Annotated in this window: 20 protein-coding genes and 1 pseudogene; 5 read left to right on the top strand and 16 right to left on the bottom strand. The window is 51.1% G+C overall.

Annotated features, from left to right (window positions below; all coding sequences use genetic code 11):
• Positions 1 to 308 precede the first annotated feature (308 nt).
• From qatD to AC3WLP_RS25515, 5 genes are all read right to left on the bottom strand, one after another.
• A complete protein-coding gene (qatD, locus tag AC3WLP_RS25535) occupies positions 309 to 1,049 on the bottom strand; it encodes a Qat anti-phage system TatD family nuclease QatD (RefSeq protein ID WP_088513773.1) in 741 nt (246 codons plus the stop codon).
• Positions 1,049 to 2,314, bottom strand: a complete 1,266-nt coding sequence (gene qatC, locus AC3WLP_RS25530) for a Qat anti-phage system QueC-like protein QatC (protein WP_088513774.1) — start codon at positions 2,312 to 2,314, stop codon at positions 1,049 to 1,051. The genes qatD and qatC overlap by 1 nt, the downstream gene beginning before the upstream one ends.
• Positions 2,311 to 2,928: a Qat anti-phage system associated protein QatB gene (locus AC3WLP_RS25525; protein WP_207238252.1), complete on the bottom strand. Its 618-nt coding sequence runs from the start codon at positions 2,926 to 2,928 to the stop codon at positions 2,311 to 2,313. Before AC3WLP_RS25525 ends, qatC begins: the two co-directional genes overlap by 4 nt.
• Positions 2,929 to 3,155: 227 nt before the next feature.
• A complete protein-coding gene (locus tag AC3WLP_RS25520) occupies positions 3,156 to 5,084 on the bottom strand; it encodes a KAP family P-loop NTPase fold protein (RefSeq protein ID WP_088513776.1) in 1,929 nt (642 codons plus the stop codon).
• A 373-nt stretch (positions 5,085 to 5,457) separates the two neighbouring features.
• Positions 5,458 to 6,486, bottom strand: a complete 1,029-nt coding sequence (locus AC3WLP_RS25515; RefSeq protein WP_143516748.1) for a hypothetical protein — start codon at positions 6,484 to 6,486, stop codon at positions 5,458 to 5,460.
• 15 nt (positions 6,487 to 6,501) lie between these two features.
• Between AC3WLP_RS25515 and AC3WLP_RS25510 the strand changes: the two genes are divergently transcribed.
• The 3 genes and pseudogenes from AC3WLP_RS25510 to AC3WLP_RS25500 form a co-directional block, all read left to right on the top strand.
• Positions 6,502 to 6,918, top strand: coding sequence for a hypothetical protein (locus AC3WLP_RS25510; protein WP_088513779.1), 417 nt, complete (start codon positions 6,502 to 6,504; stop codon positions 6,916 to 6,918).
• A 23-nt stretch (positions 6,919 to 6,941) separates the two neighbouring features.
• Positions 6,942 to 7,286, top strand: a complete 345-nt coding sequence (locus AC3WLP_RS25505) for a hypothetical protein (protein ID WP_088513780.1) — start codon at positions 6,942 to 6,944, stop codon at positions 7,284 to 7,286.
• Between the two features lie 595 nt (positions 7,287 to 7,881).
• A pseudogene (locus AC3WLP_RS25500) lies at positions 7,882 to 8,058 on the top strand (transposase domain-containing protein); the annotation flags it as partial.
• Here the strand turns inward: AC3WLP_RS25500 and AC3WLP_RS25495 are convergent.
• The 11 genes from AC3WLP_RS25495 to AC3WLP_RS25445 all read right to left on the bottom strand — a co-directional run bounded on the left by AC3WLP_RS25495 (position 8,010) and on the right by AC3WLP_RS25445 (position 20,114).
• The gene (locus AC3WLP_RS25495) at positions 8,010 to 9,047 is read right to left on the bottom strand and encodes a LysR family transcriptional regulator (RefSeq protein WP_088513781.1); all 1,038 of its coding nucleotides are present in this window, start codon (positions 9,045 to 9,047) and stop codon (positions 8,010 to 8,012) included. The pseudogene AC3WLP_RS25500 and the gene AC3WLP_RS25495 overlap by 49 nt on opposite strands.
• 153 nt (positions 9,048 to 9,200) lie before the next feature.
• Positions 9,201 to 10,148 carry an arginase family protein gene (locus AC3WLP_RS25490; RefSeq protein WP_207238251.1) on the bottom strand — a complete coding sequence of 316 codons (948 nt, stop codon included), beginning with the start codon at positions 10,146 to 10,148 and terminating at the stop codon, positions 9,201 to 9,203.
• 44 nt (positions 10,149 to 10,192) lie between these two features.
• Positions 10,193 to 11,998 (bottom strand): dipeptide ABC transporter ATP-binding protein, encoded by a 1,806-nt coding sequence (locus tag AC3WLP_RS25485; RefSeq protein WP_158249208.1) that lies wholly within the window; start codon positions 11,996 to 11,998, stop codon positions 10,193 to 10,195.
• 5 nt (positions 11,999 to 12,003) lie between these two features.
• Positions 12,004 to 12,834: an ABC transporter permease gene (locus AC3WLP_RS25480; RefSeq protein WP_088513783.1), complete on the bottom strand. Its 831-nt coding sequence runs from the start codon at positions 12,832 to 12,834 to the stop codon at positions 12,004 to 12,006.
• 31 nt (positions 12,835 to 12,865) lie between these two features.
• Positions 12,866 to 13,894, bottom strand: a complete 1,029-nt coding sequence (locus AC3WLP_RS25475; RefSeq protein WP_158249207.1) for an ABC transporter permease — start codon at positions 13,892 to 13,894, stop codon at positions 12,866 to 12,868.
• An 8-nt stretch (positions 13,895 to 13,902) separates the two neighbouring features.
• A complete protein-coding gene (locus AC3WLP_RS25470) occupies positions 13,903 to 15,147 on the bottom strand; it encodes a M20 family metallo-hydrolase (protein WP_143516750.1) in 1,245 nt (414 codons plus the stop codon).
• An 8-nt stretch (positions 15,148 to 15,155) separates the two neighbouring features.
• Positions 15,156 to 15,923, bottom strand: coding sequence for an SDR family NAD(P)-dependent oxidoreductase (locus AC3WLP_RS25465; protein ID WP_088513786.1), 768 nt, complete (start codon positions 15,921 to 15,923; stop codon positions 15,156 to 15,158).
• Positions 15,920 to 17,203, bottom strand: a complete 1,284-nt coding sequence (locus AC3WLP_RS25460) for an aspartate aminotransferase family protein (RefSeq protein WP_088513787.1) — start codon at positions 17,201 to 17,203, stop codon at positions 15,920 to 15,922. Before AC3WLP_RS25460 ends, AC3WLP_RS25465 begins: the two co-directional genes overlap by 4 nt.
• Before the next feature lie 2 nt (positions 17,204 to 17,205).
• Positions 17,206 to 18,216: a phosphotransferase enzyme family protein gene (locus AC3WLP_RS25455; RefSeq protein WP_158249206.1), complete on the bottom strand. Its 1,011-nt coding sequence runs from the start codon at positions 18,214 to 18,216 to the stop codon at positions 17,206 to 17,208.
• A gap of 19 nt (positions 18,217 to 18,235) precedes the next feature.
• A complete protein-coding gene (locus tag AC3WLP_RS25450; RefSeq protein ID WP_207238250.1) occupies positions 18,236 to 19,525 on the bottom strand; it encodes an aspartate aminotransferase family protein in 1,290 nt (429 codons plus the stop codon).
• A 1-nt stretch (position 19,526) separates the two neighbouring features.
• The gene (locus tag AC3WLP_RS25445) at positions 19,527 to 20,114 is read right to left on the bottom strand and encodes a carboxymuconolactone decarboxylase family protein (RefSeq protein WP_088513789.1); all 588 of its coding nucleotides are present in this window, start codon (positions 20,112 to 20,114) and stop codon (positions 19,527 to 19,529) included.
• A gap of 247 nt (positions 20,115 to 20,361) precedes the next feature.
• Between AC3WLP_RS25445 and AC3WLP_RS25440 the strand changes: the two genes are divergently transcribed.
• Both AC3WLP_RS25440 and AC3WLP_RS25435 read left to right on the top strand, forming a co-directional pair.
• Entirely contained in the window at positions 20,362 to 21,927 is a 1,566-nt protein-coding gene (locus tag AC3WLP_RS25440) for an ABC transporter substrate-binding protein (RefSeq protein WP_158249205.1), read from the top strand.
• Between the two features lie 33 nt (positions 21,928 to 21,960).
• Positions 21,961 to 23,256, top strand: coding sequence for an OprD family outer membrane porin (locus tag AC3WLP_RS25435; protein ID WP_088513791.1), 1,296 nt, complete (start codon positions 21,961 to 21,963; stop codon positions 23,254 to 23,256).
• The last annotated feature ends 695 nt before the right edge of the window (positions 23,257 to 23,951 follow it).

The raw sequence follows: 23,951 nt of genomic DNA, 5'->3' as shown, positions 1-23,951 counted from the left end.
AGCTGGCGAGCAGCTTCCGTCCTGCCAAGCGTTTCAGCCAGCGCAACGGCCTGAATCTTGAACTCATCGGTGTAATTACGGCGAGTGGTTGGGTACATGACAACCTCCAAGATAGCGATGTAAGTATCGCTTCTTGGCGTCTGTTGTCACGGGGCAGGCCCACTATGCTCCTGAAGTTGTCCTTCTGATCACCCATGATCTGGGAGAAGCATTCTCGCAGCGCTGTTAGGTTAGCTGACGTGCGGGGCATGACATGGCCTCAGAGATGGAATGCCTCACCTGCTAACATCGCGAGGCCACCAGGAAGGTTAACCAGCAGCACGGATCAGTCCGATGAGCCGACGGGAGTTGATCTCAAGACTGAGAGTTACCTCATCCACTGATAGCTCCCAGGCCTCTGCAAGCAACACAGCCGTTTGTCCTGAGCTCCAAGGCATAACGGTTTCACCATTCACCTGGGCAAATGGCCCATCGCTTTCAGGCACTACACGATCACGAGGCAACTTCTTGGCCAATGCTTTCCCAGATGCGGAGTTGAAGGCCGCCGGCCCAATGCTGAACCAGCATCCCATATCGGAGGCTGTCCTGAGCTCTGAGCCAGTTCCGGTAAACCAGTGAAGCACGGCTGTTCCGAAACCTGGATGACCATCAAGGATGGACAACACATCTCTCACAGCCTGGCGCGAATGAATGCTCAACACCCGCCCGCCCATGTTCGCGCATTGGGAGACGACGGCAGTGAACACCTTTCGTTGAATGTCGTAGCTTTTCTGGAAACGCTTCGAACCGTCCAAGCCAACCTCTCCGACGGCGCGTGCATGCTTGATCTGCTCGAGCAGACTCTTGAGCTCGCCATGCCGGTCATGCACCAACTCTGGATGCAACCCAGGCGTGATCAAAAGGTTCCCATGCCCACCCAGGATTCGATTGGTAGCCGTGAAAGCCCGGGGGCTGGTGGTGACCAACCAGGTAAACTCGTTTTTTTTCACCGCCTGCGCGCATACATCACGCGCGTTGGGGTAAAGGTCGAGATGGCAATGGAAATCCATCAAAGCAGTCCGTCTCCGGTCAGAAGGGCCTCCAGTTCCTGAATGCCGTTGCTAAGTACCGCGCGATAGTGAGGTCGTTCAGGAACGGAAGCAAACGCCAGTGATGCCCCTAGGAACCTATCGATTCCCTTCTCTCTTGCCGTGAGCACTGCCAACGCTACAGCCATAGGGTCGTCAGGCCCGCTGGACTTCTCACTGGTCTTCAAGTTCGGGTAAACGTAGTCGGTTTGGTCTGCCCCACCTGTCCAAGCAGTAAAGGCGGCGCGCCGAATCATGCAGGGGACACACCTTCCACAATGTGTTCGATTATAGGTACGGAACCGACCACAACTGGTGGTATCAGAGGCCAGCCGAAGTAGCCGCGGCTGATCCAAGCATTCGTTCATCATCTGCCCTTTTGTCTTGTACCGATAGGGCAATTCCAGCTGAACAGAAACTCCGACACCGTCCAAGACGCGCTGCAGCTTACTAATGAAGAGCGGATGCGTCGTACGGGTACTCAGGCTCGACACTCGGCCCGGTACCAACGGCGGGTTAACACAGATAAAGCCGTTCTCCGGGATGAACACTGTAGGTCGAGGAGCACCCAGCCGGGAAGCAGCCAGAACTGCGAAAGCATAAAATGCCAACGACCGCCCCCGGGTCGAAGGCTCCCGAGGGCCTTTGAAACTGATCCCGTGGCTCCACTGATAGTGAGCGCCGGCACCGCCCAGGAGGTGTGCGTAATCACGCTGACGCTGGGAATCCTCATGAGCAAGTTGGGAAACGAAAAGTGGACGTCGCCCTTGAGCAACAAGATTCAAGCCGCCAATGAGGCTGTCGAGGCCACCTGACAGCAAGGAGACACAATCTTGATCCTTGGCGGTAAAGCGACCCTGGGGAGGAGGCAGGCCTGCGTCGGTAAAAATCAGCGTCCAGTAATCACCTGTCAGAACCTTCAGCAATTGCTCAAGCTCAGTCTTCCAGGGCTCCCAGCGCATCGGGTCAAATAACCCTACATTCAGCTCAATCGTCCTCGTCCAGCCATCAGAGCTTGTGCTCCTCAGCGCGCAGAGATCAGTCGCGCATACAGCCAGACAGAACTGCACGAAATCCCAGGTCTCTGGACTTGGGCGGAAACCCTTTCGTTTCAGGGAGCCGTGCCAGCTCTTCGCGATAGTGCCAACACCCTCACGCCTCGCACTTTTGAAATAGGTAAAGGCCCGCTCACTTTCCCCGAGTTGGGCTGGAAGGCGGTCGACGCTGGTGCAAATGACCTTGATCATTCTGCAAATACCTCCAGCGCGGTTTGAAGCACCGCTTGGGCGAGCGTTTGAGGATCGACTCTGCGCCCTACAAGACCTTCCATGATTCGCTGTACCTCTCCATGAACCCATTCTTTGATGTCATTGCGAAATTCCTGGATCTCAACCGGTGAATACTTGAGCTTCTCGTAGGTTTGGCCCAACTGGAGGTCCATGCGGTTGCAAACCTCATTGGCGATAGTGAAACCAATGACGGAAGTGATCTGCTGATCACTCAGCTGGAGAATATCTACATTGGGGTCTTGCTCGTACAACTGACCAAGTGCGTCAGTTGCCGCGTTTCTAAGAGACTCGTCGTCAACGCTACCCGTATCGGGCATGACCTTTTTGATAACTTCCAGCGCAAGATCATTGGCGGAAAGGTTGAGGCCTCGAATCCATTGAATCCAGTCCACGACTTGAGGGTCGGTACCGGCTCGCACTGCTTCCAGAAACGATCCAAGACGTCCTGCGCCCTGGGCAACCCCGCGCATCGTGCTGGTCGCGCGCCGTGAACCGCCCATACCTTTGTTGATCATGCTACTGGCGGCGCCACGCAGCGCGTCACGACCACCACCAGAAAGGTACTTACCCATTTTGGAGCGAGCCGGCATGAACCTGCGGTCAGGGGCTAGGTCATGCTCCTGCGCAGGGCTCTGGCCATCGTCAGGCGCATCCTGTGGTTGTCCACCATCGTCATCTGGAGCGCCATCCCCTGCCCGGTCTCCCGGGCCTCCATCCCCAGCTGAATCGCCTTGGTCTAGCCACTCAGGGTCAAATGGAGAACCTGCTTTACCACCACTGCTTGATGTCGAGGTACCCATCAGGCCTCACTCCTTAACGCCGATTCGATGGCCCGCTTAGTAATCTCACGAATACCCGCTTCTTCCGCCCAAGATCTCAAAACGTCCTTTGCCCAAGGCTGAGAAGCAAGCGTAGGAATGAGTCCAGGCCCGAGCGTCTCAACAGGGGCAAGGCTCAGTAGCCCGGCTGCGCGCTTTCCAAGCGAAGGATGCACTTTGCATGGCTCAATCAAAATGACCATTTCGGCAGCGGCCTTCCATGTCCGCGACGAAGCATTCCCTTGCCACGCCTTAACCATCGCAAGCTCGGTCTGCTCGCTGTCGACGGCGCTAATAGCTCTGGTTAAGTGCTCATTCGCGCCCGTAGCCACCTTCAATGCATCTCGAAGCTCACGAGCGGCGGGAGTCATGTTGTCGTCGCCAAAATCGCGGGTCGCTGTATCTCTGCTGAGGTGGAGTAACGGGCGCAGGTCGGCAGCACCCAGGGGCGGTGCCAGCTGCAACCATTCGAGGACAAACGGGTCGTCGCCAAATAGCTTGGATTGGGTGCCTCCAGCCCGGGCGACCTCCTCAGCCTGCAGGAGCTCCTGCACCTTGCCATCGTTCTCAGAACTAACCATCGACGACAACGTATCAGCCAGCTCCTCCTTGTAACGCTCCAGCAAGTGCCACTTGGCCAAGGCCGGGATATCTAGGGTGATACCTTGAGGTAACGCTAACGACTCACGCAGGTACACCGTGTTCAAAAAGCGCTTCATCAGTCGCGGATTTGCGCTGATGCTGGTCGACTGGAACATGAGCGTGGCCAACCCCTGCGCCAGATCCATGAGCTCTTGAAGTCGACCATCCGAGCCTACGAGTTCCCGCAGGAATGCGGACGATATGGTTTCCCCAAGCCAGCTTCTCGCCAGACGCTGAGGGATTTCCACCTTCGCACGGTCGAATCTTTCCTGAGGGAAGCCGCCGCCTCTGGCTTCCTTTTCGAGCAAGAGCAGCACCAGGTAGGCCTTGGCCTCGTTCACCCCGATGCGGGGCACATGAAGAGGCACCTGAATCAGCTTGTCGAAATAGTTGGTAGCGATGTTGCTCTTGATCCCCGTGCCTTCGAAATGCTTCTTCACCGCACCATGGATGAAGTCATTATCCGCAGCAATCACGAAGGCAGTGCGCTTGAGGAAAAGCAGTAACCGGATGGACTCGAGGGTTGAAATGGCGGTCTCCGGCAGACACCGATCCAGGTCATCCACGAACACCACGAGGGTGATACCGAGCTCTTCCAGCAATTTTTCAAGGGCAAGCCGGAAAGCATGAATTTCGTTCGGCAGGGAAAGAGGTTTTGCTGGGTTCAACAGGCCGCCGGCCTTCAAATTCAGCGATCCCTCTTCATCTTTCTCATCATCCTTCTCGTTGTCCACTGTATCTGCCGCCTGGGGGGCATCGCCCTCTGCAGTGAAGGCGTCCCAGAGGTTCGCCGCCCTTCCGATCGCCTTCCCGACCACACCAACGGGTACACCGGTCGTCAACGTAATCGCGGCTTCACCACCGATTTGAACGAGGCGTAAAAAGTTGATGCGCTTCAAGAGCTCTAGAGCTTTCTTCTGTAGTGGTGCGTTGCCCTTGGCGAGCTCGAGCACCTGGTCGCCTACGATTTGCAGTAGGGCACTACGTGCACTTTCGAAGTCCTGATACAACCATGGGTTGAACGTAATCACGACATACCGGCACTCCGCAGAGGGCTGCTGGGCACCAGCGGATTCAGGCTGCTGGCTACCCCCGGCTTCAAGCCTGGCTGCAATCATCTTAACCAGGGATGATTTGCCCGCTCCCCACCCACCTGAAACACCTATCGAGATCGGCTCGCCGTGACTCTGCCGGAGGAGGCTTGCGCAGGCATCGGCAACCACGCCAAAGTTTAGGTAGTCGACGGTTGTTTCGTTGTCATGCCACATGCTTTGAAGTCCGTTTCGCTCTATTTGGAAAGCGCTTGGAGCGCCTCACCGCCCTGATCACTGCGTGAAGCGGAATCGATGATGCGTCCACACGTCTAGGTGATGTGTGGCCAGCGTGAGTGACTCAATCACCTGAAATGCCGCTGGGTGGGTTGTAGCTACGCAGGGATACTAAATCGCCTGATGCCAATTAGCCATACTTCAACGCACTAAGCAGTTACGGTTTGTGTATATGTCAAAAAAGAAAAATTGACGCCAATAGCTGGGCGCTTCTCACGATTTGTTACGCCTCAAACCGAGCCCGAGGCGACACATATTGTCCCCGGACTCAGGTCCTGCGCATGTCAAAAAAACGTATCGATATCTTGACTGATCAGCTCAACGGGTGTTCGAGATGGATTTTATTCGAGCCGAGCAACGTCTGCAGATACGCCAGCTCTTCGGCATCACACTTCAGCAAACGCTCGTCAAATACAGCCTGGAAGCCCCCACCGAGATCGGTGCTCACTTTTTGGATTTTCATTCCCATCCAAAGCATCGCAAGGTTTTTGTCCCGCGTGAGCAGCGTAGAACGATGTACAGGACTGTGGAGCTGGAACTGCCTCAGCAAAAACAGCAGGAAAATATCCCACATGGCGTTGTAGGCCTGCTCCGCCCCGTAGACGATCGCCAGCTTCAGTACTTTCTTCGCAGAGTTAAAGTTCTGTGAAGCTGTAAGCGCGCTAAGCGCCATAACTACGCTCATGTGCTGAGGTGAGATACCAGTTTTCCTCGCAGCCTGAATGAGCATTTGCCAGGCAGCACGGCGCTTTGATCGTCCTGTGGTCGCCATCAGGGATGGCCCGACCTTTTGAAGGAATTCCATGCCCTCAGAAAAGTAAGGGCGATAGCTGTCAAGAGTGGCTTGGGTTTGCGCTCGATCACAAGATTTCGGCCACACTTTCACATCAGGGATGGCTCCCGCAAGATCAGCTAGGGCAATCCGAAGCTGTTCATGTACGAGATCTACATCGGGGAGGCCTTGGATATTGCCCTCAAGTCCATAAGGGAGGGGATTGAGCGAGCTGCTGCAAGGCTGCTGAACCAGAAGATCGAGAAAGTCCTTCTCCGACGCTACACCTGGCTTGATCGTACCCCCATCAAACCTTGCCTTGATTTCGGCGACAACATTCTTGTCTACGAAAATATTCGTGCCAGCCAAGCAATAGATTAACGGGAGCCAGCCACCATCAACTAAGCAAATGCTTTCATTTTTGATCGCTGGGTCAATCTGCAGACTTCTACAGATCCAGGTGCCTACCGGAGGCGCGCCAGGCTTAGAGGTGTTGCTTCCCACATCGACTCGCCCCCTAATTTCTACGAACAGAGGCTCACCCTTTTGGTACTTGAACCAGTCGTCCAAAGTGAGGGGTTCCCTATGTACCGGTCGATGGCCAGAGGCGAAGAAAAGGAATATTCCACCAAGATTGTCGAGCTCAGTCAGATTCTTCACACTGGCGACATCATCTTGGTAGCGGGTAAGAAGTTTAAATCCAAAGCCTTGGTGGCGGCTCAGATCCCATTTTATGCGAAAGCGCGGGCCAGCCATGTTGCGATGGTGCCTGCGAACCTCGTCTGCATCGATGCCAACCTAGGTGTCGGAGTTAACCATCACACCATCGCTGAGGTGCTGAATGGTGTAGAGGATAACTGGCGGATCATTCGTTTCAACGTGGTCACCGAGGAGCATCGGGATCGAATGCTCATACGAGGTGCATACTATCTTCAGCAGCCCTTAGCATCAGGCCTACCAATGGTGCTAGCACCAAATTTTCTTACTGCTCGGAACTGGTAAGCAAGATCTATCGGGACAGCAAGGTGCGATCCATCAAAATTTCCAAGGGGGCCTTGGTAAATCCGTGCCACTTTGACCGTCTGGCTGACAAGGGCGAAGTGTGTCAAGACATAACCGATAGCGTCCGTTCCTTCATCCCCTTCATTCGGGAATATAAGGATATGATCGCCATGCAGGCACGCGCCATGATTGCCGGCCTCAAGCTAAACCGTTCTCGGGATAAAGAGCGTAAAGATCTCCTGGCAACGGTGCAGGCCCAAGCACGAGCTGCCAACCTGTCGCATGAGACTTTGGTTAAAGTCGCGCAGGGTATTCAGGGCATGGAAGAGAGAATGAATTTCAGATTCTGGGACTCAATACCCCGGTAAGAGCAGCATTGCTGCCAGTAAAGCCTGACAAGTTTTCAAAACAACCGCCGTTCAGGCAGTTTTCAGAGGGCTAGCTCGGGGTCTCCGCCTCTCCACCACGGGGCTAAAGGTGTGATTGAAGGTGTCTTTTCCACACCGCCCTAGGCGAACTGGATATCAAAGTCGCTGTGTTCGATTCCGTGCTTCTTCTCTGTATCAACAAAACCGGTAACCGTATCAAGGTGTGTGACTGGGTGCGCATAAGCCTCTGCTTTTGGCTAAAGCGGCTTGAATCTCAACGGTTCAAACGTCGCCAGACGCAACCGACGAGTCCACCGTCCGGCCGTTCAGGAACTGAACTGGTTATTCTTTGGTTTCGACCTGTGGCGCAACCGCCCGCATCAGATTCTGACGCTCCGCTTCGTCGCTTGACCCGCTATTATCCTGGCCATGGCTCCAGTGCCCCATGACATTACTGATGACCCTGCCTTGCTCAAGCAACTGCTTGCGCAGTTGCTGGCTGACCGCAAGGTCGACAAGGGCTACGTCGTCGACCTGGGAGAACAGATCAAACTGCTGGGTCGCCTGATCGACAAGTGGCGCAACTCAACTAAACCCCAAGGGTGCTGCGGCCAGTGCGCAGATCTACAGCCTGGTCAAGACTGCGAAGGTCAACGGCCAAGAGCCCTATACGTGACTACGCCACGTGATTGAGCGGTTTACGCATACCTCGTCAGTAGAGGACTATGAGGCACTGCCGCAGTGGAATTGCTCGCCGCAGATACCAGGGTAACTCGAAGCCCCACCTGGTGAAAGGTGGGGTTCATGTATCGGATACGATATTTTTGAGATGACCGCCGGTGAGTCGCCGTTCGCGGCATCAGTGGAATGTACTTCGGTGAGCGACTTCACGAATTCTCGGAGAACTCGATGATCTAGATGGTTTGAGTTCACGGCTGCGGCAGCTTGGACGACTTGTCGGGAATTAACGGTGTCGATGCGTTTCATATGCCCCATGGCCACATATGGATTAGCAGTGTGCTCGGAAAGGTATCCAAGGTCTCGACCACTCAAAATAAGAGCCAATTGTGCGTCTCCGCCAAGCCCCACGTCGATTACTTTTTCGCCGCGACCTGTCCGTATTACTTCCAAATTACCTCGACTACAGTATGGGTACTTGGCTATGAGCTGCTCGTCAAAATCCCTACCTGCCAGCTCAAATGCAGGATGGCCCTTAGCACAGTATAAATTCAACACCTCATCAAACAACTCAGTGTAACTAAGATTATCTACACGATGATTGGGCAATCCAATCCCCACTCCTAGAAAACCCTCACTGAGCTTGGTGATGATCTGATTACCGAGCATCAGCTCAACTTTGAGTTTGACTAGCGGGAACCTAGATGTAAAGTTTTGTATGGCCAGAGGAATTTTGGAGCGCGGATTATTGATTATTCCGTCCTGAATTATGATATTTAGCTCTCCTGATACAGTCTCCCCAATGTCAAGAACCTTATTTTTAAAATGATCTATGCTTTCAAATAGAACTTGTGCGGCCTGATAAACTTGGCGCCCCTCTTCAAAGAGAACAAACCCTTTGGGCCCACGTTGACACAAGGTAAGTCCAAGTCGAACTTCAAGTGACTTGAGGTACTCACTGAGGCTAGACTGAGAAATATTGAGCTTAGCCTGCGCTGCAGTAAAACTGTTCTCTTCGACAATGGTGCAAAAATATCGGAGAAGTTTTAGATCTACTTCATGCAATTGAGCGAGCCTAGCCATCGCATACCACCTACTAGAACTATTTTTAGACACAATTGCTAAGCAAAATTCAAGCCACACTATGGGTTGCGATCTATGAGCCAGAAATGACGAAGCCCCTGCACGATAGAGGTGCAAGGGCTTAGAAAATCGCCTGCTGATGGTGCTGCGATCTTATTTTCTACGCTTGTTGCGCAGGATGTCACCAATAACGGTGGCCGTCAGTCGTGCGGCAGCGTTGGCTGCAATACCTGATGGGTCACGCTCTTCAACATACTCTACAACCGCGAAGCTGACGATGTTGGCCTTTTCTGCCACTCCTCGGAATAGTTTCATTGCCTGCCAGTAGGTTAGTCCGCCAGGCGTAGGAACCCAGACGGAAGGCATCACGGAAGGATCCAGGCCATCGAGGTCGAAATTCACATGAACGTTCGCACCTTCTGGGATAGCGTCCAAAATAGGCTGGATGCCATCGTCGTGAACCATTTCTCCGGTGAAAATCTTAGCGCCCCATTTGCGAGCGTCCTCAATCTCCTGAGGCCCGGCAGAGCTCGGCCCGCGAGTTCCTACCTGAACAATGTTCTTAACGTATGGGAACTCAGATGCGCGGCGCATACCGCTAGACAGTCCCCAGCGCTCGCCGCCGTTTTCTTCACGCCAATCCATGTGAGCATCGATCTGAAGGACGGTGACTTCATCGAACTGGCTCAGCCCCATTAGCATTGCGGTGGGCACCGAGTCCTCACCGCCCAGACCGATGGCTACTGCCCCTTGAGCTATGACCTTCTCAACAGTCGCCTTGATTACCTCGCGGTTCTTTTCAGCCTCGTAGAAGCTCACCGGGAGATCACCGATATCAATGACGCGATCCTGCTGGTTATCGAGCATCGGAGTGCCAACATCCCAGTCAATACGATCATGCATTTTCGCCCATTGTACGGTAGCTCGCCTCAGTGCTAGGGGGCCAGCCAAGTTGGAAAAGCCGTATTGTTCAACGAACAGGTAAGGTGTGGCGCAAGGAATACCCATCACAACCACATCGGCATCAATTGTATCGAGGTCATCTACTGCTTTCACACCCAAAAAAGTCAACGAGGACGGGATGCACTTAATATCACTCATATATTCACCTGCTTTTAGAGAATTATAAAACTAACAATCAGAAATCAGAAATCAGGGACCGCTGCTATCAATGATTGAGTATATGGATGTTGCGGGCGATGGAAGATCTCGTCCGAAGTTCCGATTTCTACTACTTTCCCCTTGCGCATGACGATCACACGATCTGCGAAAGCACGAACGACAGGAAGATCGTGACTCACAAAGATGACTGACGCACCGTTAGCAGCGGTGAGTTCAGCCAACAATGTCATAACACTCGCTTGCACTGAAACATCTAGCGCCGACGTGATCTCATCACAGAGAACGAGTTGCGGCTCGGCTAGAAAACAGCGGCCAATCGCAACTCGCTGTCGCTGACCGCCTGATAGAGCGGATGGTGATACGTCTAGAACGCGCTCGGGTAGTCCAATGAGACTGAGCATGCTCAAGATGCATCTGTCATAGCTGGACTGTTTTACCTCAGGCCTGAACAGCGTCAAAGATCGTCGCATTAGCTTCCTAACCGTATGCTTTGGGTTCAGTGAAGAGTCTGCATTTTGAAAAATCAACTGTATGGAACTACAGAGCTGTTTTGATCTATTGGTTACCAATCCGAGGCGTCGATTATCAAAGGAAAGGTAGCCATCAGAGGCCGCGGAGATACCAGCAATAACACGAAGCACCGATGACTTCCCGCTTCCGCTTTCTCCAACAATGGCGACTCTCTCTCCACGCATCAGCTTGAACGACAGCTTATCTATGGAGAGAAATGTTGCTCCCGGGTACCGCAGCTCCAGCTGATCGACAATGAGCAACGGCTCATCGCTCGAGGTAATCGGGCGAGCCAAGCTCGAACCCTCCGGGGGAGTCGATGGAATATCATTGACGCGTATACATCTGATATTACAATTGTCTTTAGCTACCAGCGGAATAGCACCGGCTTCACAGGTAGGCCGAGCATGCTCGCAACGGGGAGCGAAGGCACAGCTATCTAAAACAGAATGGGGAGGTGGGGCTCCAGGGATACCAGGTATCAACCTTGAGTCGCTGAATTTCGGCGTGATGCCCACCAGCAATCTGGTATACGGATGTTTCGGCGTCTCTAGAACTTTATGGGCGACACCCGACTCAACTATTTGGCCCGCATACATAACAGAAATGTAGTTAGCAATGGACTTCAGAAGAGCTAAGTCATGGCTAATGTATAAAATGGAGATACCATCATCTTGGGCGATTTTTTTCAGAAGTGCTGAGATTACCTCCTGCGTAGTTACATCCAAGCCAGTCGTAGGCTCATCGAGGATTAACACCTGCGGCCTACACGCCAAAGCCAACGCAAGCGCAACTCGCTGAAGCTGCCCCCCACTAAACTGAAACGGATAACGCTTGATGGCTTGCTCTGGCAGAGGTACGCCCATATCCGAAAGAAGACTCAAGATACGAGCAGTAATCTCACTGCGATTAAGCTGAGTATGTGTTCGTAGTACCTGATCAATTTGACGCCCGATGGTTAGGCTGGGGTTGAGAGCCTGAAAAGCACTCTGCGCAACATACGCAACTTTACCACCCCAAAGGGAAAGTAGTTCAGTGTCAGTGTAAGCGAAAAGGTCCTTTCCCTCGAACAAGGCCTTGCCAGTGATTATTTCGTGTGATCGCCGAAACGCAATGGATGCAAGAGCAGCTGTAGACTTACCGCATCCGGACTCGCCCATGAGCCCATGAATAGTACCTTTGACAAGTTCAAGATCAACACCACGAACAGTATAGGTTCCCTCCTCCATCTCCGGATAGCGGACGCCCAATCCTTCTATTTTGAGCACAACGTCTCTTTCAGTTGGCGCTACAATCTTCGTAATCGCTTGAATACTCATACTCATCACCTTTTAGCCGGGCTGTCCCAGTGAGCTGAAATCGCGTCCGCGAGAAAACTAAAGCCCAACGAAAGAGCTCCAATAGCCAGCGCAGGAACCAACGCTGCCCAAGGATTATCCTGAAGTGAGGCACGAGCTTCCTGGATCATGAGTCCCCAGTCGGGAGTAGGTGGCTGCACCCCCAACCCCAAAAAGCTCAACGTGGACAGCGCAATAATTGCCCAGGTGATCCGCAGTGAGTAATCGGCGGCAATAGGCCCGAGGATGTTCGGAATAATCTCTGAGAATATTATGTATGTCAGCGATTCTCCCCGTGTTTTGGCAGCCCAGACGTAATCTCTAGATATCTCGTCTAACACAACTGCGCGAACCACACGATTGGCACCAGGCATGGTCGAAATGACCAACGAAGTAATCAAGACCCAAGTGTGCGCACCGAAAGCAGCAACAAATAAAAGTGTTTTGAGCAACGTAGGAAAGGCCATCAAAATTTCAAATATTCTCGTGACCAAGGAGTCGATAGCCCCTCCCTTATAGGAGGCATAAACAGTCAAGCTGCCAGCCAGAACATATCCGATGGATACCGACACCAGAGGCAATACCACGATACTCTGTCCTCCACACAACAGCCTGCTAAGTACATCACGGCCGAGTCCATCAGTTCCTAGCCAATGAACCGTACTCATAGGAGCCCTTGCAGGAGCCAAATTCACTGCAGTCGGATCAAACGGAGCAAAGTAGGGACCGAATATAATGAGAGCCAAAACCGATGATACTAGGATCAGGCCGTAACGCCCCTGTCCAGAGCTCATGAGGGATGTCATCAGGCCGGCCATGCTAACTCCTCAAAAGTTGAATAGTCTTTGCTCATTTAGAAAACCTAACTCGCGGATTCAAGAAATAAGTTCCCACATCCACAGCAATATTCGTGAAAGCAACAAGCACTCCGAAAACGAGGAGCAGTGACATTGTCGTGAATAGTTCGCCACTCCCAATTGACTCGACAAGTAACGCTCCAACCCCAGGGAAATTGAAAAGATACTCAATAGCTACCGCACCTGAAAATGCGTAAACAAGACTTAAACCAACGGCACCCATAATTGGTGTAGCACAATTGATAAGTGCATGCTGCCACACAACTTTATGCTCAGGTAGACCCCGCAACTTTGCAGACATAACATATTGTGACTTGAATGCTTCCGACATAGTCGCTCTTGTAACACGAGATATGTGAGGCAGTATTATCAGAGCGATACTCAACGCCGGAAGGATGTAGGCCACTGCTCTATCGGAGGAATTTCCAAATGCAAACGCGAACGAGGACTGCGCCGGGATCCACTCTAGCCATACCGAAAATACTGAGTAGATCATCAGAGCCACCAAGAACTCAGGTACAGACGCAAGCAGTAACAGCGCACTGGTCAATCGCAAGTCAGTTGGGCTGCCGAATCGTCTCGCTAGCAAGGTACCTATAAGTACTCCACTCGCAATTCCAATGAGGGCACCGACTGTTGCCAGTATGATACTGCGGGTAACCCTAGGCGCAATAATGTCGATAACCGGCTGCCCCGTCACGATAGTCGTACCAAAGTCACCATTAATCACGCCTAAAGACCAACTTAAAAAACGCAAAGCCGTGGGGTCTCCCAGGTGGTGATCTTTCACGAACGCTTCAATTTGGTCAGCAGAAGCTTCCCGCCCCAAAGACGACATCGCAATCTCCTGAGGTCCTTTAAAGTTCAAAAGAGCAAAGGAAATTGCACTGAGTATCACCAGGGTAGCGATGTTTGAAAGTAGCCTTCCAAGCAAGCGAGCGACCAGTTTCATAAAATGACCTTTCAAGGCTACAAAACTCCCGCGGGCATCACTGACATCTGCTCTGTTAAGACTGGTCATACGCTGACTCAGACTGTGCCAGCACGGCTTGCAACCGCAGCCAGGAGAACCTGGGCTCCAGCGGTCACATGCTCTTCTGAACACCATTCTTCTTCGCAATGAGACAGGCCGCCCTCACATGGTACAAAAATTATGGCTGTGGGACACACGTGATGCATTTGCAAAGCATCATGGCCAGTGAGCGTCGACAGACGCATGGACTTGTAGCCCATACTCTCTGCAGCGCTCTCTGTCAGCTCCAATAGTTCAGGAGAAAAATCGAGACGATCGAGACTCAACTCAGAATCATCGTCGACTAGCAGGCCTGTTTCTTGTTTAACTGTCGCGATGATGTCTGTGATCTGTTTAATGATCTGCGAACGCCCTGCCTCGGTGTCGTGTACGATCAAGTATTTGAGGTTGCAATAGTGCGGTAAGTTGATCATGTTATTAGGAAGGCACTCAATTTCAGTAACGCTCACCATTCCATGAGGTTCATGATTAAGTCCGACTTGCTCGATTTGGGAAATGAGCTGAGCAGCTCCGTATAATGCATTCTTACGATGAGACATCGGCGCGGTCTGTGCATGTCCGTTAGAACCATGCACGGTCAAGTTCCCAATAGCCCACCAAGAACTATTAGTCACTGCTCCAATTGTTACATTGGCCTTTTCAAGTAAAGCCCCTTGTTCAATGTGGAGCTCGATGTAACTGTCCAGAGCCCTACCGCCTACCGGCTCTTTACCAGCATAACCGATCCGCTTAAGCTCCGTAGCGACGGAAATTCCGTTCTTATCTACATCAGACAGAGCCTGATCAACACTCTTTAGTTTTGCGAACACGGACGATCCCATCAGGCCAGGAAAGCGAACACCTTCCTCGTTCGTCCATACTGCGACCTCTACAGAGCGTCGGAATGAAAGTTTGGATCGATTCATAGCCCGGACAACTTCCAGTCCGGCCAACACCCCAAGAATGCCGTCAAACTTTCCGCCCGGAGTCTGGGTGTCGAGATGGCTTCCGACCATGACCGGTGGAAGCTCCGGCTCTTGCCCTTCTCTCCGTGCGAAAATATTTCCAATGCGATCAACCTTGATGGTCATCCCGGCTTCTTTGGCCCAATAAACAAATAGGTTTCGAGCATCTCGATCAGCATCGGACAGCGCAACTCTCGAGCTTCCGCCCCTTGGCGTAACACCAATAGCGCCCAACGTCATAAGATCAGACCACAGCCGGCCAGGTTCTAGATTTTCTTTCAAAGATTCGATATTCATAGTTTTAATCACCTCAATTTACATTCTTGAATAGTGTTTCCACCATCAACGACGATTAACTGACCCGTAATGTAACTGGAACACGGCGACGCCAGGTAGTGAACGAGAGAAGCCACCTCAGATGGATACCCCGCTCTTCCTACAGGCGTATGCCTGCCATTATCAACGATTATTTGCTCGTAGCCGTTGTCGATCCACCCAGGAGCGACAGCGTTCGCTGTAATGCCAAATCTCGCCAACTCCAAAGCAAGTGCCTTGGTATAGCCAGCCACGGCTGCTTTAGCTGCACAATAGCTCGCGCCACCCTCGAATACAGCTACAGTCCCAGAGACTGAAGAGATATTAACAATACGCCCATATCCAGCGGCGACCATATGAGGCACAGTAGCTGTAGTAACGTTAAAGCATGTGTCTAGTGAGCACGAAAACGTCTTATGCCAAGCGTCTAGAGTTAACTTATCTACAGGAGACCAATCTGTGTTAACACCGGTCTGAGCCATTCCTGCGTTGTTGACAAGGGCATCGATACGTCCATATTTCGCGATTACATAGGCTACAAGTGCGGCACCACCAGCGGCAGAGCTCAAGTCGCCTACCCATGAATCCACTATGCCGCCAAACTCAATCAATTCGTTTTTTCTGTCCTCGATCCGCTCGGATGTAGAGCAGACGACCACAATCATTCCTGACTCGCTCAAGGCTCGGGAGATAGCGAAGCCTATTCCTTTAGGGTTTCCGGCACCTGTTACAATTGCAACCTTCCTATTCTTCATCATTCGACTTTCTCCCGGCAATGATTAGTCAAGCTTTCCTCTAACCTCTCTAAAAAATAAGAGACATGCGAACTCTTGATGGTGAGCGGTGGACGGATTTTTAAAACATTGTTACTAACGCCGGTTGCACTGACCAATATACCGCGAACTTTGAGATCCTCAACTACAAGGACACCAATATTTTGTGAGGCTTGATGAGCGCCAAATTCTTGCAACTCAACACCGAAAAACAACCCTTCCCCCCTTACTTCCTTAATCAACGCGAAGCGATTTTTAAGCTGAATCAAGCCGTTACGCAACTCTTCACCTACAGCGGATGAGTTTTTGGCTAATTCGTCACGCTCAATAATGTCCAACACCGCCAGTGCGGCTTCTGCCGCAACATTCCCACCTGCGAAAGTATTAAAGTAGAGAGATTTTTTACAGAAAGCATCGAATATTTCAGAGTTCCCAATGACGGCAGCTATTGGGTATCCATTCCCCATGGGCTTACCCAGAGTTATAAGATCAGGTTCAAAGCCGTGATGCTGAAAGCCCCACATGGTGGTACCAAACCGATGAAAACCAGATTGCACTTCGTCCGCAACAACCAGTCCCCCTGCCGCGCGTACCAGCTCTGTAGCAATTTTTAATTCTGAACCCAGATGTGTATGGATACCATCACTCGAGAACGCGCTATCCAAAAAAATTGCAGCCGGCTTAATTCCGCGTCCCTCCATAGACACAAGCGCTGCTCGGACTGACTCGATGAACTTACCGGGCATCTCACCTATACCGGATGCTAAAAACGTATTCGACCCCACCCCTTCTATGCCACATAGCGAAGGCGATAACTCCACAAGGGCCGCTGTTCCACCGTGATACGCATTGCTGGTAACTATGAATCCTTCATTATCAGTCACTGACTTGGCGATTCTGTACGCCAAATCATTAGACTCGCTTCCTGTACAGGTGAAGATAATGCGGTCTAGGGGGGCTGGCACCTTGGACAACAGGCGCTCCGATAGTTCTATAATATTTCGAGTCAGGTAACGAGTGTGTGTATTAACTTGAGTGAGCTGATTAAAGACACGGGTCGCAACGGTTGGATTGCAATGCCCTACGACCGGTACATTGTTATAGAAGTCCAGGTAAGCTTTGCCTGTCGAATCATACATCCAGACATCATCAGCTCGGACGATTTCTAAAGGCTCTGCATAAAATGACGTATATGTTGACGCAAAAGCTCTTTCCCTACGTTGAAGTAGTGTCTCGAAGGAGGTCTGGGCATTTACAAAAGACATCTCTATCTCCCAGCGACGCAGTGATCACGCAGGCTTGATTTACCTAGGACAAGTTTTTGCCATTGGGCCACTCTGGAATAAGCTTGCTCGGGAGAAATCTCAGGAAAGTGAGCACTCTCCGGAAACTTCTTCTTGTGTGAAGCAAGAAACAATATCCCGGCAGCAAATCGGGCGCCTATTTGATACGGCAGTGCGTTAGCCTCCACCTCAGTAAGAGGTTTTTCAGGGCGATAACCATCAAGCACCTCGAGAACGCCCTTCAACGCATCGTCTTTGTAGTCTAGCTGCCCAGTACAGGCAATCGCTAAGTCACCAGATCGCGACGACAACACAATATCACCAAAGTCAATCACTCCCTTGATGTTCTTTTTTACTGGATCTATCAGTATGTTTCCAGGATGTAAGTCTCCATGGATGATTTGCTTGGGCAGCTCATTAATAAGTGGCATTACATTTTTCACGTATCCATCGACCATACTGGCAATTAGGCCCCGTAAGTTCTGATCCTCGATAACGTTCAAGTAGTCTGCCAATGCGTGAGAGTTCTTGATATCCCATTTTACGTACCGGGATGCACGGCAGTGATAAAAATTCTCGGTGGCATCATGTAGCCTTGCGACCATACGCCCTATCTTAGGTCTTAAATCCTCATAGCAGAGAGCATCAGCCAACAAAATGCCGGGGAGATAACTATAAAGACGAAATATGAAACCTTCATCCTCCCTCGTTTTACCCTCGACCACATCAGCCCCACTCACCGAGGGTATAACCTCAGGAGTAGAAAATCCTAAATCATGACTACCTAGCCATCTCAGCGTGTCTGTTTGGAAAGCGGCATCCAGATGATTGTCTCGACTGCGGCGACTCATTTTCAACAAATAATCGTTTCCATCGCTGCAGCTGACCCGGTAGTTAACGTCCGATTCTCCCGTTAACTTATAGATATTTGCTTCCATCCCGTACTCACGGAATAGCATCGAGACAACTACATCACTCGGTGGATATTCAGACATGACTGTGAGTCTCTTTGTTCTACTTACGAGCGAGCACTTGCCCAAGTGACTCATCCATTATATGAACAACATGATCAATATCAGCATTTGAGAACGCTAATGACAGATAGAACTTACCATGTGTTAGCACGCCATTCTCTACCATCCGCGCCATCAATCTTTTTTGTAGATTGATGTCGCCTTTTACACTTGTACGGTAGTCAGTAACCTCATCCTTGGATATTACGACTGTAGTAAGGGGGCCACTGCCAGGCAATTGGACATCCATTCCTCTGTGTCGAAAAACATCTCGGACACCAGCCCTAAAACGGTCCCCAATCTCGTATAGGCGTTCGTACACACCATCCCGTGAGAGTACGTTCAGCGTGGCGATGCCTGCTGAAGCCGGAAGTGCGTGCCCGCTCATTGTGCTGCTGATGTAGCAGTAATCCGGATTACTCGCCTTATGAGGGTCACAGCGCGAAAGGAGCTCAGCACTTCCAGCAACTGCCGAAAGAGGCATTCCGCCGCCCACGACTTTCCCGTATGTCGCGAGATCCGGTACCACGCCATAACGCTGCTGAGCTCCACCATAGGCAAGGCGGAAACCAGTGACTACTTCATCAAAGATCAGAAGAATGCCGGCTCTTTTTGTGATATCGCGAAGAGATTCTAAAAATCCAGGAGCCGGATCAATGCAGCGATGCTGGGCCTCAATAATCACAGCAGCTATTTCGTTGCCATTGCGCTGAATGACTTCGCGAACAATTGCTATGTTATTGAAAGGAACTACAAATACTTCCGACTCTAAGCTCGCAGGAATGCCTGCACTGTCTGGTACAGCCTGAGGATAATGAGGCTCGATGTCAGGGGAAGGGCCCATTCCCATTAGGGCATAATCATTAACACCCAAAAACCCACCCTCAAACTTCAATATTTTGCTTCGGCCGGTGACTGCTCGTGCAATCCGCATCGCAAAAAAGGTAGCATCGGATCCGGAGACGCCATATTTGATTTGCTCAGCGCAAGGAATCGCCTCGACCAGTTTCTCTGCAAGTTCAATGCCCTTGTCGTTTAGAACATAGAAATTTGATGGGCATTCAGCCGCTTTACGGACAGCCTCAACAACCTCAGGATGAGCGTGGCCAAGCAACATAGGGCCCGAGCCGTTTATACAGTCGAAATATTCTCGGCCAGAAATGTCGGTGACTTTGCAACCTAGGCCACTTTTGACGATGACGTTGCTTGCAGCACCGAAGGCAACAGAGTTGAAACTACCACCAGGAAGCACTCTATTTGCAATATCCATCGCATCTTTTAATTCACCCATCTTACTCACCCTCGAGTTGCTGCTGGCATTTATCGGAATAATTAGAAAGTGGAAATCTTTGATCCCAATCTAGCTCATCAAAAGCAACATCAATGGCTAAAAGGTCAATCAAGTGCGCCAGACCGGTATACATGCCAACAAGACCGGCAAATTCAACAAAAAACTTCTGACCTCTATCCCTGATGACGTACTGGACATCTGCATCATCTACGATCTTAGAATTTAGTTTTTTATCCACAATGGCAAGTAGAACCTGCTCAATTCTACTAATGCTCTCTACTGACTGTTCCGCGCCTTCTGAAATTGCCTTAACTTCAATTTCAGAAAGTATCTTGTTACTTAAGGAAATTCCGACGTGGGCCGACCATTCGAACCGAGAACCATGGATTGACGCCACCTTCAGAATTACAAGCTCCTGAATCCGCTTCGACAGCGAAGAGCGTGTATTTAACCAGAAACCATAGGTAGCGAAGGTTGCAGCAAACTCTGGCGAATTTGCTAATGCTCGGTAAAGGTTTCCCCGGCGCCATATTAGTTGCCTGTCAGCATCTGGGAGATCATCTGGGCTTAAAAGCGATACTCGTGCCATTCGGTTACCATTTCTAGATCAGGCGGAGATGTTATGTGCTCCGGATTCCACTAGGTAACCATGCAATTTGAAAAATTACCATCGGCTGCAACCGATGCTTGCTTCGGAGAATCACGAAGCACATAGACTCCCCCATTGGTATATTAGCTATTCAACAATAAGCCGACCGGCATTAGCACCATAGAGTTTAAACATTAACGCCCTTACTTAATCCCTGCCCGTCAACATCAGATCAAGGATACGTAAATTGTCTAGAGATTATTTAACGTTAGGGGTTGGGCGTCGACGCTTTCTCCGCGATGCGGCGCTATTAAGCTCGGTTTTTGCGTTGCCGAGCCTCAGCTTTGCTGAAGGCCTTCTGTCCAAGGTAAAGGGCGGGATACTCCGCTATGGAGCCGCGGATGGTAGAAGTAGCGAGAAGCTAGATCCGGCTACGGCTACGAACGGTAGTTCGACCCTGATCACCCAGCTTATTTTCGAGACATTGGTCGTTCGCGACCCAAACCTCGCCGTCGCCCCCGGGTTGGCCGAGTCTTGGAATCTGTCCGAAGACGGGCTCAGTTGGACATTCAAGCTTCGTCCAGATGTGCTATTTCACGATGGGAGCGCTTTCACCGCAGACGATGTGAAGTGGTCGCTTTCTCGTATTCTGGACGAGAAAATCGGCTCGCCTTCTCGCGGCAGACTTATCGCAAGCTTTGATGCTGACGGCATTCAAGTAAAAGATAGCCTTACACTCACGATCCACACAAAACGGGTGGACACCCTCCTTCCACTCGCGCTGACTAGGCCCTATTGCGCAGTCGTCAAAAACAACACGACACCTCTTGCATCGGTCGCTAGCGCTGTGGGCACCGGGCCTTTCAAAGTCAAATCGTTTACCCCGGGACAAGCGTGGGAGACATCCCGCTGGGAGAAGCATTGGCAGGTGGGATACGCTTCCCTTGATGCCATCCAATGTGTTGCCATTCTTGATCAGAATACACGTGTGCAAGCGGTTAAATCCGGAGCGGTGGATATTGTAGATGGCATCGAGCCGGTCATCCTAAAGAAGCTCGCCAATGACTCAACTGTCACGTTGGCTCGTATGCCATCCAACCTTTGGTATGGAATTTTTCTAGATGAAACGGTTAAACCTTTTGACGACATCCGAGTTCGACAAGCCATCAAATACGCATTGGATCGTAACCTGCTCCTAGATGTCGTATATGGAGGGTTCGGATCAGTAAGCCCCGACGTTCCTGTCCCTAATTTCGACAAGCTATTCCCATCGGCCGCCACGCTCCCAAGCTATGACATAGCTAAAGCCAAGGCACTGCTCTCCGAGGCTGGTTACCCCGACGGGTTAGAGTTTGAAATTTTCACTTCCGACACGACCACCGGCTTTGTAAACCTGGCGATCGTATTTGGAGAATCCCTCAAGGCAGCGGGTATCAAGGTAAAAATCAATCAATGGCCTAAGGAAACGTACTGGGATCAAGTATGGGGTAAGCGCCCAGCCTATATCGATTTTATGCTTCGCCGTCATGCGCATGACACATTGGACGCTGCCTATGTCAAAGGTGCCCCTTTCAACGGATCAAAATTCGACGGCAATGGGGCAATGCGGTCGGCCATCAATGATGCACTGGCGGAAAGAGACGAGCAAAAGCAGGCCATTGCCTACAAAAATCTCTTGGCCGAGGCCGCAAATAATTCAGGTGTGATAATCCCTGCATTCATAGATCGGACACTAGTTATGCACAAAGGGGTAGAAGGTAATCCATTTGCCACTGAAGACCCCATCGCACTTGGGTCAGTTTGGAAAAACTAGTTTACAAACCCCCATCCTCGTCGGGAATTTATCATGCGCCTGTCCTCCGAATCACTTACTCCGCTTCTTGCTTTTGGGTTGATTTCGTACGCCGGAAATATACTTGCAGAACAGCCCGATGGTTTTCTTCAGGATAGCTCTCTTACACTAAATTTGAAGAATTATTACTATAACCATGATGGAAAAAATGGTGGAGCTGACGGGCGGGATTGGTCGCAAGCAGCACAGATTAGCTACACATCTGGCTTTACCACGGGTACGGTTGGTTTGGGTATTGACGCTTTCCTCTACTCCGGCTTAAAACTGGATAAGCGTTTCAGTGGCGCAGGTAATGTCCCCAACAACGATAATACCACCTGGAGTCAAGGGGGTGGTTCCCTCAAGGCGAGGGTCTACAATACAACGCTGAAATATGGAACTCAGCAGACATCGGCTCCTGTGTTCGCGGTTGCTGGCTCACGCATTACTCCGCAAACAGCTACTGGCTTTAGCCTTTTTAGCAAAGACATCAAAGATTTAACTCTGGATGCAGGCCACTTTACATCTGGCAACGGACCGAGAGGGACAACTTCTGGAGGCGAGCTAGGCGCCGCCTATGCGGGTGTCAGCGCGTCGCATATTGACTATCTTGGCGGAAACTATTCACCCTTTCCAACCGTTTCATTTTCATTGTACGGAGCAAACTTAGAAAATATCTGGAACCAATACTATTTCAGCGCTCAGCATGTATATACAATCGACACGAAACAAGCTCTGACGCTGAACTTTAATGGCTACCGCACCATGGACTCTGGATCTGCCAAAGCTGGCGAAATCGATACCAAAGCGTTCTCATTAGCGGTTAGTTATAGCTATATTGGTCACAAGCTAATGCTCGCCTATCAAAAGGTAGGTGGGGACACACCGTTTGACTACATCGGGGTAGGCAACGAGGGAAGCTTTGGGGATTCCATCTATTTAATGAACGCCGTGCAAGTCTCCGATTTCAATGGTCCCGGTGAGCAATCCCTACAAGTGCGCTATGACTATAATTTCAGAGCCTCAGGCTTACCCGGCCTGACGTTTTTGGCTCGCTACCTGAAAGGTTGGGGATCCGATGGACGGAATATGAGCTTGAACAGCGAATATCAATACCTTAATTACGGATCTGACGGAAAAGAACAAGAGATTGACGTCGAGTTCGGTTATGTGGTTCAGACTGGACCGGCCAAGGATCTAGCCTTAAGACTCCGCCAGGCGTTTTATACCGCAAATGGAGACTTAAACGGTGTGACACCCGACACCGTTCAGACACGGATCCACGTGAGTTATCCACTAAACATTTTTTAAGCCTTTCTGGCTAAGGCTAGTCGTCTTAGCCAGAGCTCTGGAAAGCTCATTATCATGCTTAAGACTTTTCGATTATATCTTGGCGCTTTTATTTTCCTTGCCGGAACATCGTTACTGCTTTTCAATTTTTTAGGCATACTGCTTGCAGATTAGTTGGAGCCGCCCTGCCATGTCTGGCACCACGAAGATCTGGCGCAATCCCCATGTAAAGCGGATTAAGAGTTGATTTCTGCATTCCAGCTACCAATGAGACAGTGGCGCCTACTGACGGCATATCCTGTTCGGCCCTTGGTAGTGTAGTTAGCCGCCACTTACTACGGCCTCGGCTGACTCTGCACGCTCATCCCGTCGCCTCTCGACGCTCGGTAGCACAGTGGCAGCGTGCAGATCGCCCAAGGTAATTCGCGCGACATTCCTGCTTATGCCTGTCGGATTTACGTCGCAGCGTTCTGTGCAAGTATCGAGCTTTGACGATGTTGGCCTTATCCCCCCGCTGCGCCGCCTCTATCCGCTTCCTGTTCTTGAGCCCAGCATTTTGCCTAGGGCTTCCTTCAGATTCGCAGTCGCCCGCGACACCCTTGCCTCTAGCTAACATCTCCCCTTCAGAGGCCAAGCCCTAACGAAAAGATCTTGTGCAAGAGGCGAATCATGTCAGCAGACAACCAAACCGTAACGCTGTGCGCTGAGGCTCAAGC

Source organism: Pseudomonas sp. FW305-E2 (assembly GCF_058782925.1).
Note: the sequence above shows the minus strand (reverse complement) of the source record. Positions and strands in the feature narration are given on the sequence as shown.

Coding starts and splice junctions, on each gene's coding strand:
- qatD (WP_088513773.1), bottom strand. CDS start 1,049: ATGGATTTCCATTGCCATCTCGACCTTTACCCCAACGCGCGTGATGTA.
- qatC (WP_088513774.1), bottom strand. CDS start 2,314: ATGATCAAGGTCATTTGCACCAGCGTCGACCGCCTTCCAGCCCAACTC.
- AC3WLP_RS25525 (WP_207238252.1), bottom strand. CDS start 2,928: ATGGGTAAGTACCTTTCTGGTGGTGGTCGTGACGCGCTGCGTGGCGCC.
- AC3WLP_RS25520 (WP_088513776.1), bottom strand. CDS start 5,084: ATGTGGCATGACAACGAAACAACCGTCGACTACCTAAACTTTGGCGTG.
- AC3WLP_RS25510 (WP_088513779.1), top strand. CDS start 6,502: ATGTACCGGTCGATGGCCAGAGGCGAAGAAAAGGAATATTCCACCAAG.
- AC3WLP_RS25495 (WP_088513781.1), bottom strand. CDS start 9,047: ATGGCTAGGCTCGCTCAATTGCATGAAGTAGATCTAAAACTTCTCCGA.
- AC3WLP_RS25490 (WP_207238251.1), bottom strand. CDS start 10,148: ATGAGTGATATTAAGTGCATCCCGTCCTCGTTGACTTTTTTGGGTGTG.
- AC3WLP_RS25485 (WP_158249208.1), bottom strand. CDS start 11,998: ATGAGTATTCAAGCGATTACGAAGATTGTAGCGCCAACTGAAAGAGAC.
- AC3WLP_RS25480 (WP_088513783.1), bottom strand. CDS start 12,834: ATGGCCGGCCTGATGACATCCCTCATGAGCTCTGGACAGGGGCGTTAC.
- AC3WLP_RS25475 (WP_158249207.1), bottom strand. CDS start 13,894: ATGACCAGTCTTAACAGAGCAGATGTCAGTGATGCCCGCGGGAGTTTT.
- AC3WLP_RS25470 (WP_143516750.1), bottom strand. CDS start 15,147: ATGAATATCGAATCTTTGAAAGAAAATCTAGAACCTGGCCGGCTGTGG.
- AC3WLP_RS25465 (WP_088513786.1), bottom strand. CDS start 15,923: ATGATGAAGAATAGGAAGGTTGCAATTGTAACAGGTGCCGGAAACCCT.
- AC3WLP_RS25460 (WP_088513787.1), bottom strand. CDS start 17,203: ATGTCTTTTGTAAATGCCCAGACCTCCTTCGAGACACTACTTCAACGT.
- AC3WLP_RS25455 (WP_158249206.1), bottom strand. CDS start 18,216: ATGTCTGAATATCCACCGAGTGATGTAGTTGTCTCGATGCTATTCCGT.
- AC3WLP_RS25450 (WP_207238250.1), bottom strand. CDS start 19,525: ATGGGTGAATTAAAAGATGCGATGGATATTGCAAATAGAGTGCTTCCT.
- AC3WLP_RS25445 (WP_088513789.1), bottom strand. CDS start 20,114: ATGGCACGAGTATCGCTTTTAAGCCCAGATGATCTCCCAGATGCTGAC.
- AC3WLP_RS25435 (WP_088513791.1), top strand. CDS start 21,961: ATGCGCCTGTCCTCCGAATCACTTACTCCGCTTCTTGCTTTTGGGTTG.